The sequence below is a fragment of the Actinomadura macrotermitis genome (assembly GCF_009604375.1).
GTDB lineage: Bacteria > Actinomycetota > Actinomycetes > Streptosporangiales > Streptosporangiaceae > Spirillospora > Spirillospora macrotermitis.
In genome coordinates, this window is the sequence record NZ_WEGH01000006.1 from 460,463 (window position 1) to 468,073 (window position 7,611).

Genomic DNA, 7,611 nt, shown 5'->3' on the forward strand with positions numbered 1-7,611 from the left:
AGACATGCCCGAACTCAGCCCCCGCCGCCGCCTCCTGGTGCTCGCGATCTGCTGCGCCAGCATCATCGTCGTGGTGATGGACATCTCCATCGTCAACGTCGCCCTGCCCGCGATCCGCCGCGATCTGCACGCCTCGCTCTCCGGCCTGCAGTGGACGGTCGACGCCTACACCCTCGTCCTGGCGAGCCTGCTGGTGCTCGCCGGGTCCACCGCCGACCGGATCGGCCGCCGCCGCGTCTTCCAGATCGGCCTGACCGTCTTCGGACTCGGCTCACTGCTGTGCGCCCTCGCGCCGAGCATCGGCTGGCTGATCACGGCGCGCGCGCTGCAGGCCGTCGGCGGCACGATGCTCAACCCGGTCGCCATGGCCATCGTCGCCACCACCTTCCCCGAACCGGCCGAACGGGCCCGCGCCATCGGCGTGTTCGGCTCGATGAGCGGCCTGGCGCTGGCGCTCGGCCCGATCCTCGGCGGCGTCCTGGTCGACGGCTTCGGCTGGCACGCCGTCTTCTGGGTCAACGTGCCGATCGTCGCCGTCGCGATCGGGTGCGTCGCGCTGTTCGTGCCCGAGTCCCGCGCCCCCCGGGCGCGCCGCTTCGACCCGGTGGGCCAGCTCCTGATGATCGCGGTCCTGGGCGGCGTCGTCTTCGCCATCATCGAGTCCCGGCGGCTCGGCTGGACGTCGCCGGCCATCCTCGCCCTGCTCGCCGTGGCCGTGCTCGGCCTGCTCGGCGTCCTCGTCCACCAGCCGCGCCGCGCCGACCCGCTGCTGGAGCTGCGCCTGTTCCGCAGCGTGCCGTTCAGCTCGGCGATCGCCATGGCGCTGTTCGCCCTGTGCGGGTTCGGCGCGTTCCTGTTCATGACCACCCAGTACCTGCAGGACGTGCGCGGGCTGTCGGCGTCGGCGGCCGGGCTGTGCCTGCTCCCGGTCGGGGCGCTGGTCCTGGTGCTGTCCCCCCGCACCGGCCGCCTGGTCGGCGCGCGCGGCCCCCGGCTGCCGCTGCTGGTCGCCGGGAGCGCGCTGGCGCTCGGCGGCGGCGCGTCGCTCTGGCTCGCACCCGCCACCCCGCTGCCGGCCGTGCTCGCGGTCTACCTGCTGTTCGGCGTCTTCCTCGGCACCGTCAACCCGCCGATCACCAACACGGCCGTCTCCGGGATGCCCCGCTCGATGGCCGGGGTGGCCGCCTCGCTGGCCTCCGCCGGCCGGCAGACCGGCACCACCCTGGGCGTCGCGATCTCCGGCACGATCGTGGGCTCGGCCCTGTCCCACGGCAGCTCGGCGTTCGTCCACGCCGAGCGCGGCGTGTGGTGGACCGTGCTCGGCCTCGGCCTCGGCGTCGTGGCCCTCGGCCTGCTCAGCACCGGGCGGTGGGCCCAGGACACCGCCACGCGGGCCGCGGCGTCGTTCGACGAGCTGGACCACCTGCCGCCGGCCCGGGTCACGACCCGGTCCTGATCCCCAGGTCGGCTTTGAACAGGTCGACGAGCTCGCGCCGCCGCCGGTCGGCGTCCTCGGCCGCCGCCTCGGCCGTCCCGGCGCCGGCGATCCGCGCGTGCACGTCCAGCAGCGTGCCGGTGAGCAGCCGGGCCGGGGCGGCGACCTCGCGGCCCGCCAGGATCTCGATCTCCGCCGTGGCGGCCAGGAGGGCGGCGTCCTCGGACCGCTCGCGCTGCCCGGACATCGCCTGGGCATAGCTCGCGCTGACGGCCCGCAGATACTCGGTGTAGACGCGCCGCTTGGCGTCGGCCAGGGAGTCGGCCCGCTGCCAGGCGCGCGCCCGGGCCGCCTGGAGCCGCTGGACGACCCCGCTGACCAGAACCCCGAGCAGGGTCCCGGCGATACCGACAACGACCGTGGCCATCTCCAGCCTCCACGCTACCGAAAGACACCCGGATCACTTCCGCCAGAACAGATGATGCGTCACGCCGCTCGGACCGGGCACGACCTCGAGCTGGAATCGGTCCAGGAGTTCTTCGGAGGACTCCCAGAGCCGAACTCCGGACCCGAGCTCCACCGGCGACACCGCCACATGCGTGGTGTCGACGAGGTCCGCGTCGAGGAACCGCCGGATGGTGGTGACCCCGCCGCCGAGCCGCACGTCCTTGCCCCGCGCCACTTCCCGCGCCTGCCCGAGGACCGTGGCCGGATCGCCGCCGACGAAGTGGAACGTGGTGTCGGAGAGCGTGAACGAAGGGCGCTCGTGGTGGGTCATGACGAACACCGGGGTGAGGCCGCGTCTTCCGCCGCTGCGCCACATCAGGTCACCCGCGAAGGCCGTGCAAGCCGGCCAGTTGGCCGGGGAGGTCGGTGAGCTGTTCGATGCGGAGCACCGTCTCGTCCGCCGTCGGTGAAGGACCACCGGTGACGAAGTCGATGCCGCGGTCCAGCCAGATGCCGCTGAGCCCGGCGCGGGCCGCCGCGTTCACGTCGCTTTCCAGCATGTCGCCCACGTTGACCGCCCGCTCGGGTTCCGTCCCCATCCATCGGCAGGCGGCGGCGTAGGCGGCGGGCTTGGCCGCGCCGAGCTCGGCCGGGGTCAGGACGGCGTCGAAGTACTCCAGGAGACCGAAGCGGGCGAGCTTGGCGCGCTGCTGCCCGGGGTCCCCGTTGGTGAGGACGGCCAGCCGCGGCCCCTGGGGAAGCCCTTGCAAAGCCTCCAGGCAGGGCCGGACATCGGGATAGCAGCGCCAGGACTCCTCGAACGCGCTGAGGTAGCGATCAGCGATCCAGGCGTCCAGAAGACGGGGACTCTCCGGAACCGGCTCGCCGAGTGCGGGCAGGAAGGAGCGGACCCTGCGCCGATGGTGCTCGGCGAAGGAGCATTGCCCGGCCAGATACTCCCGCATGTGGCGCGCCTCCAGCGTCCACCACAACGCCACCAGTTCCTGCGGCGGGGCCGTCGCGTCGGGCGCGGCCTGGACGATCCGGCCGATCGTCTCCAGGACCGCGCTTCGGTGATCGACCAGGGTGCCGTCCAGATCGAAGAAGACCACATCCGTCATAGGACGATCGTTTCGCGGTGACCGTCTCCGGCACCAGAAGGCAATGGCGCAGCCCTTCGTTCAAGGTGCTCATCCAGCGCCGTCCCCACAGCGCTCCATACGCTGCGCTGGACACTCACCGATCTCCGGCACGACGGCCGTGACAGCCTGCGAACAGGCCCGAGCTGCGAGTCCATGCAGGCCGTCATTACGCCGTCCAGTTTCACTACGCCCTGCCGGACGACGCCTGGTGCGTGGAGCTGAGCGAGGCCGTCCCGGCCCCGGCCGCCTGGAAGGAGATCCCCCGCGCAGAGACGTACCGGCCCGGAGCCGCCATCCTGGTGACGGTGATCCCCGACGAGGAGCCGGCCGTCCATGTCCTGACCCTCGGTGTCCAGTTGACCGAGGCGCAGTGGACGGTTCTGGAGCCGTTGCTGCTCGCGCCCAAGGGGCCGGGTCGTGCGTCGCGGTGGATCGAACGTCGGCTCATCGACGGCATCCGCCGGCGGGTGCCGAGCCCACCAGCACGCCGCCGGGGCCCGCACCCGGCCGGTGCGGCATCGACCGCCTCGAAGGCCACCGCGCCGTGGCCACTCGCTACGGCAAGCTCGCCGTCCGCTACCAGGCCGTTCTCCACATCGCCTGTATCCACGACCAGCCGGCCTGCCCTTGGAACACACCCTGGGCAGAGAGTGCGGCTCTCAGAGCCAGCCGTTGTCGCGGGCGATGCGGATGGCGTCGATGCGGTTGCGGCCGCCGGTCTTGGCGGTGGCGTTGGCGAGGTGGTTGCGGACGGTGCCGAGGCCGAGGCGCAGGCGTTCGGCGATCTCCCGAGCATGGGCGCCCTCGGCGGTCAGAGCCAGAAGCTCGCGTTCGCGGGGGGTGAGCGGATTGGGCCCCGCCTCCCAGGCCGTGGCGGCGAGCTGGGGGTCGATGACGCGGCGGCCGGAGGCCACGGCGCGCACCGCGCGGGCCAGCTCCTCCGGCGGTGCGTCCTTGAGGATGTAGCCGTGCACCCCGGCGGCGAGCGCCCGGCGCAGGGTTCCGGGGCGGCCGAGGCTGGTCAGCATCAGCGTGCGGCACGCGGGCAGGGCGGCGTGGAGCTGGACGGCGGCGGCCAGCCCGTCGACGCCGGGCAGGTCGATGTCCAGCACCGCCACGTCCGGCCGGTGCTCCAGCGCGGCGGGCAGGACGTCCTCGCCGCGTTCGACGTCGGCGACCACCCGCAGATCGGGTTCCAGTTCCAGCAGCGCGACCAGCGCGCCCCGGATCATGTGGACGTCCTCGGCGAGCAGTACCGTCGTCCCGCTCACGACGGTGCCGCCGCGGTCAGGACGAACCGGCCGTCGGCGGCGATCTCGGTGCGCAGGACGCCGCCGACGGACGCGAGCCGATGTCCCAGATTGAGCAGCCCGCTACCGTCGACCGGGCCGGGAACGAGGTCCGCCGCCGCCCCGTCGTTGGCGATCTGGAGCCGGACCCGGTCACCGTCCATCGTCAGGGCGATGTCGCAGCGCCGGGCGCGGGAGTGGCGCACCACGTTGGTGACGCCCTCGCGCAGCACGATCGCCAGCGTGGTCTGGACACGCCGGCCGATCGTGGCCGGGTCCAGGCCGAGGGCGACCCCGGACTCGATCCCGGCGGCGGCGAGGATGCTGCGGGCCGCCTCGCACTCGTCGGCCAGCGACAGGTCCCGGTAGGTGGCGGCGACCTCGCGGACGTCGGCGAGCGCCCGCCGGGAGAGCTCGGCGACCGCCTGCGCCTCCGCCTCGGCCCGGTCGGCGTGCGAGCGCGTCAACCTGTGCGCGAGTTCGGCCTTCAAGGTGATCGCCGACAGGCTGGAGGAGAGCAGGTCGTGCAGGTCGCGGGCGAACCGCAGGCGTTCCTCCGACACCGCCAGCCGGGCCGCTTCGGCGCGCGAGGCCGACAGCGCGGTCACCGCCTCGCCCAGCCGGGTCACCCCGTAGACGACCACCCCGACGAGCGCGGTGGACTGCCCCATGTAGGCGATGACCAGCAGGCTCTGCCCGGCCAGCGCGCTGCTGGCCGCCACACTGACCGACACCGCGGCCAACAGCGACCAGCCGAGCCGGGGCGGCAGCGCCAGCAGCAGTGAGGCGGCCAGGAACCCGCCCATCCCACCCCACCGCGCACCGAAGCACACCAGCGGGGCGTAGGTCAGCACGGCCTGGGCGACCAGCGCCGCCGTCCTGGCCCGTACCGACAGCCGGCGGGCACGGGGCGAGCAGTGCACCAGCAGCAGGGCGAACACCACCAGCGAGGCCAGTCCCGACAGCACCGGCGCCACCGCCCCACCGGTGCGCGGCGCGCTCTCCGCCACGTTCAGCGGCACGATCAGCAGAAAGGAGCCGAGGACCGCGAAGAGCATGCCGCGCGCCAACCGGGGACCGGGCAGGGCCGCCGTCACATCGCCCGGAACCGGATCGTCGTCCGCCACATGCCCCCCTCCGGCCTGGGACTTCGCTCAGCAGAGGATAGATCAGACAGGCCGGAACCGGGAGAAACTCACGGTCCGGTCCGGGAACCGCGCACTGGGCACGGCCGGGCCGACCGGACGATACTGCCGCCATGAAGACGATCTCCACGTCCGTGCACGTCGACGCCGCGCCCGACCGGGTCTGGGAAGTCCTGACCGACCTGGCCGGCTATCCCGCCTGGAACCCCTTCATCCGCGAGGCCGCCGGGACGGTCGAGGTCGGCTCCCGGCTCACGCTGCGCATGTTCCCCGCCCAGGGCAGGCCGATGACCTTCAAGCCGAAGGTGCTGGCCGCCGACTCCGGAACGGAGCTGCGCTGGATCGGACGCCTGCTCGCCCCCGGCGTCTTCGACGGCGAGCACTGGTTCAGGCTCGCCCCCGCCGCCGACGGGGGCACCGACCTGGAACAGGGCGAACGCTTTTCCGGCCTCTTGGTGCCCCTCCTCGGCTCAACGATCGCGCGCACGCAGGCCGATTTCGAGGCTCTCAACCAGGCGCTCAAACAGCACGTCGAGAACCGGACCCGCACGTCGCCCCAAAGGACGACGCAGCCCTGACACCCCGCTGTCTGCCCAGGGTGTGTTCCAAGGGCAGGCCGGCCGGTCGTGGATACAGGCGATGTGGAGAACGGCCTGGTAGCGGACGGCGAGCTTGCCGTACCGAGTGGCCACGGCGCGGTGGTGTTCGAGGCGGTCGATGCCGCACTCCACCGCGTGCCGGGCCCGGGTGCGCCTCGCGTACCCGGTGACCCGTGCGGTCACAGCGCTAGAACCGCTCCATCGCGTCATCCAGCTCATCAAAGAACCTGTCGAGGGCGGCCATATCGAGGCCGGGCGAGGTGATCGTGAAGCCGGGGCGGATCACGATCCCGCCCGAAGAGGCCCTCACCCGGACGACGGGGCCCCTGCCTTCGAGACCCGCGATGATCCGGTCGATGAGGGCGTCGACCTCCCGCGCGCTGTAGCCCTGCGCCGCGACCGGGACTTTGGTACTGCGGATCTTCCGCACGAGCCGCGCCTGCGGACTGCGCGCCGCGGCCCTGGCCTGGCGCCATTTGCGCACCCGCATCCTCGGGACGAACAGGCGGTCGTTCACGCGGTCGCCGACCAGCAGGAGCACGCCGCCCGCCGCAAGGGTCCCCCCGACCAGCAGCATCCCGGACGCCACGGTCGCCGCGTTGCCCTTGGACTCCTCATAGCTCTTGGGGCCCGACTTGCTGCTCGAGCAGTAGTCGCCGGGCTTCATCCGTTCGAAACCGCACCTGGGTTCTTCCGCGTCCTTGGCCACCACCAGCCAGATCAGCAGCACAGCCGCCCCAATGGCCAGCATCCAGGCGCCCGCCTTGGCCATGTCCACCTCCTTGTGCAGACATGATCGTACATCTGTACTGTCTGAAGGAGGAGCGGTCTGGCGCGCACCGAACCGTGAAACGCGCCCGTCCTGGCACTGGGGTCTGGAACGCTCATCAGAGTCTGAAGCCGTACTGACAGGATCGAGAGTCGGCCGCGGCAGGGGTGCTGGAGCGGCGGGAGGAGCCGGATGAGCAGTTCCGGTGTGCCCGCCCCTGATATCGGGTCGCTTCAGCGCGAAGCCACCGCTCCGGACTGAGCAGAATGCGGCTGCAGTGCGGCCGCTGTCACTCCGCCCCCCTCTCACGCTCCCGGATCCGGCTCTACCCGTGGGCGTGCGGCCGGCGCTGAAACGTTTCCCGTTCCGGTATCCCGCTCGCCTTCTGATGGAAGTCGATGACGCGATGGATCGGTGGCGAGCGAGCCAGTCGGCCCTTGGTGCGGGATGAGCGAAGGCGGTACATCCCGAAGCGGAAAGGCCGCAGCGTGATCGCATCAAGGGCCGGCAGAGGCACCGCCGCACGCGATGACTTCCGGACGGCAGCGGCCCTGCATCCTGCCCGGACACGCTTCGCTGGTGGGCCTGGCGCGTTCTGCTGGAGACCAGTTGGCCGGGGAATGCGAAAGGGCCCCGCCAAATGGCGGGGCCCTTCCTTAATATGAGTCCGGCGGTGTCCTACTCTCCCACACGGTCCCCCGTGCAGTACCATCGGCGCTGAAGGGCTTAACTTCCGGGTTCGGGATGGGACCGGGTGTTTCCCCTTCGCCAAAACCACCGAACGA

7 protein-coding genes, 1 rRNA gene and 1 pseudogene are annotated in these 7,611 nt (G+C 71.9%); 2 read left to right on the forward strand and 7 right to left on the reverse strand.

The annotated features are described in order from the left end of the window. Positions 1–4 precede the first annotated feature (4 nt). A complete protein-coding gene (locus ACRB68_RS38545; protein ID WP_153541630.1) occupies positions 5–1,456 on the forward strand; it encodes an MFS transporter in 1,452 nt (483 codons plus the stop codon). Here ACRB68_RS38545 and ACRB68_RS38550 read toward each other — a convergent pair. From ACRB68_RS38550 to ACRB68_RS42745, 5 genes and pseudogenes are all read right to left on the reverse strand, one after another. Continuing rightward, positions 1,440–1,862, reverse strand: a complete 423-nt coding sequence (locus ACRB68_RS38550) for a hypothetical protein (RefSeq protein WP_153541632.1) — start codon at positions 1,860–1,862, stop codon at positions 1,440–1,442. The genes ACRB68_RS38545 and ACRB68_RS38550 overlap by 17 nt on opposite strands. Positions 1,863–1,895: 33 nt before the next feature. Beyond that, a pseudogene (locus tag ACRB68_RS38555) lies at positions 1,896–2,228 on the reverse strand (dihydrofolate reductase family protein); the annotation flags it as partial. Between the two features lie 34 nt (positions 2,229–2,262). Continuing rightward, complete coding sequence (locus ACRB68_RS38560) at positions 2,263–3,003, reverse strand: HAD family hydrolase (RefSeq protein ID WP_153541634.1); 741 nt, start codon at positions 3,001–3,003, stop codon at positions 2,263–2,265. A gap of 680 nt (positions 3,004–3,683) precedes the next feature. Continuing rightward, positions 3,684–4,295 carry a response regulator transcription factor gene (locus tag ACRB68_RS38565; RefSeq protein WP_328595308.1) on the reverse strand — a complete coding sequence of 204 codons (612 nt, stop codon included), beginning with the start codon at positions 4,293–4,295 and terminating at the stop codon, positions 3,684–3,686. Further along, positions 4,292–5,440: a sensor histidine kinase gene (locus ACRB68_RS42745; RefSeq protein ID WP_153541636.1), complete on the reverse strand. Its 1,149-nt coding sequence runs from the start codon at positions 5,438–5,440 to the stop codon at positions 4,292–4,294. Before ACRB68_RS42745 ends, ACRB68_RS38565 begins: the two co-directional genes overlap by 4 nt. Before the next feature lie 131 nt (positions 5,441–5,571). Here ACRB68_RS42745 and ACRB68_RS38575 point away from each other — a divergent pair, with 131 nt between their 5' ends. Next, the gene (locus tag ACRB68_RS38575) at positions 5,572–6,036 is read left to right on the forward strand and encodes an SRPBCC domain-containing protein (protein WP_153541638.1); all 465 of its coding nucleotides are present in this window, start codon (positions 5,572–5,574) and stop codon (positions 6,034–6,036) included. Positions 6,037–6,244: 208 nt separating this feature from the next. Here ACRB68_RS38575 and ACRB68_RS38580 read toward each other — a convergent pair whose 3' ends face one another. Beyond that, positions 6,245–6,829 carry a hypothetical protein gene (locus tag ACRB68_RS38580; RefSeq protein WP_153541640.1) on the reverse strand — a complete coding sequence of 195 codons (585 nt, stop codon included), beginning with the start codon at positions 6,827–6,829 and terminating at the stop codon, positions 6,245–6,247. Between the two features lie 662 nt (positions 6,830–7,491). Next, positions 7,492–7,608, reverse strand: a 5S ribosomal RNA gene (rrf, locus tag ACRB68_RS38585). Positions 7,609–7,611: the final 3 nt, after the last annotated feature.